This is a genomic window from Deltaproteobacteria bacterium, from assembly GCA_009930495.1.
Lineage (GTDB): Bacteria > Desulfobacterota > Desulfovibrionia > Desulfovibrionales > Desulfomicrobiaceae > Desulfomicrobium.
Genome location: RZYB01000334.1, coordinates 1 through 1,787, shown reverse-complemented (window position 1 = coordinate 1,787; position 1,787 = coordinate 1). Strand labels below are relative to the sequence as shown.

Annotated in this window: 2 protein-coding genes; both read right to left on the bottom strand. The window is 65.9% G+C overall.

Annotated elements, in window-relative coordinates:
• A partial coding sequence (locus tag EOL86_14440; GenBank protein NCD26770.1) for a Fic family protein occupies nt 1-986 on the bottom strand: 986 nt, incomplete at its 3' end.
• 170 nt (nt 987-1,156) lie between these two features.
• Nucleotides 1,157-1,787, bottom strand: a 631-nt coding sequence (locus EOL86_14435; GenBank protein NCD26769.1) for a CoA-binding protein, incomplete at its 5' end; no start/stop codon positions are given.

Here is a 1,787-nt window from a genome sequence, read left to right as displayed (position 1 = left end):
GTCAGCGGCGCAAGATTGTTCGTGATGAGCGGGATATTGGCCCCAAGTCGGGAGACGCGCTTGTTCACGTCCTCAAAGGGCTGGAGATACGGAATCTGGACCAGCACGAAAAACGCCTGTTCGAAGGGGTCCGCGATGGCCGCCGCCTTGTCCAGGATGAGCTGGAAACATTCGGTGATGACCTGCGGCATGGCCAGGGGAATGAAGACGGAGCCGCCGATGCGCACCGGCCGGGAGCGCAGACGCCCGGAGGCGTCCGGGTCGGGCAGCAGGTTTTCCGACAGGAGGCCGTGCAGACTGAGCATGGTGTGCGCGTCAAAACCCACGCGCTCGGCTTCGTCCAGCAGCAGTTCGATGGCCGCCTTGTGATTGAGGATCATCTGGGCGTCCTGGGCGTCCTTGCCTTCCGCGTGGCGGCCGAATTCAATCAGGCGCTGCGTGTCCAGGCGGGAATAGGTGTTGCCCTCCAGACGACTCGAAGCCCAGGACAGATCGATCAGCAGCCGATTCAGAATAGCCCGGCCATGCGTGCCCGCCGGTCGCCCAAAGGCCTCGGTCTCGCCAATGCGCCGCAAATGGCGTCTGGTGGTCTCGCTCAGATACCAGGTTGCATTGGGGACATAGTCGTCGAGGAAGCTCCGCTCGTAGCCGACCGGAGTCCGGCCGCTCCGGGGCCGCCGGACATAGGCCAGGATCTCCCGGCCTTCCTCGGACAGGGCAATGCCGCCGGTGGCGTCGTACGCGGCCACGGGCTCCGCCAGCATCGCATCGGGCGCGGTGGCGGCCGCTAGCCCGTAGACGGTGGCCCGGCCGCGACCGGACATGGTCACGGCCCCACAGGCCGCGAGTTCGGCCAGCCAGCGTTGCACCGTGCGCGGATGCGGCGGGTCGCGCAGCAAACCCCGGATGCCTGTGCTGGTCAGTCCGTCTGGATGGCAAAGCAGAACCCGCCGGATTTCTTCATGTCGTGGAGCGGAAAGAGGCATGCGTTACTCCTGCCGTGGATGATGACAAATCACGACATATTTCATGTCGCGATTTGTCGTAATTGGCAAGATTGGTGTCGTGATTCATGCCGAGCCGCATGCATCCCGACACGAAACAAAAAGGAGCCGCAGGTTCCCCCGCGATTCCCGTTAGCCCATCTCGGGCAATCTCACTCCCGCACGCCGCCGCGCAGCACATCGGCATGCAAGCGGGCCTGAATATACTGCGCCAACGCCGCCACGGCCCGGTCGCAGACCGGGAAGACCGGCACGCCGGCGGCCATGAGGGCGTCGCGCAGCGGGTCGTAGAGCCGGCCGCCGTCGATGACGCCGATGATGGGTTTGTCGCTGGCCTGGGCCACCTCGGGCAGGAGGCGGACGATGCTGGCCGGGGCCTTCAGGTCAAAGGCCGGAACGTCCGTGGCGGCCAGGGTGTGCATGGCGGGCGAGAGCGGATCGAGGCCGATGATGACCGCGTCCACGGCCGGATCATTCGCCAGGGTGGCGGCGGCCTGGGCGTGCAGCTCGTCGTCGGCGGCCGGGTTGATGTCCAGCGGGTTGGTGATGCCGACCAGCGTGTCCAGCTTCTTGGCGGCCAGCGCGTCGCGCAGGGCGTCCACGGTTTGTGGGGCCAGGGTGGTCAGCTGCATGGCGTAGTCGTCGCTCAAAATGGAGTCGGCCATGCCCACAGCCTCGAAGCCTGCGCCGCTGACGGCGGCCAGCCGGTTGCCGCGAATCCGCTTGCCGTACAGGTTCTCGGCCAGGAGGAAGAGATCCTGGAACTGGTTGAAATTCTGGGCC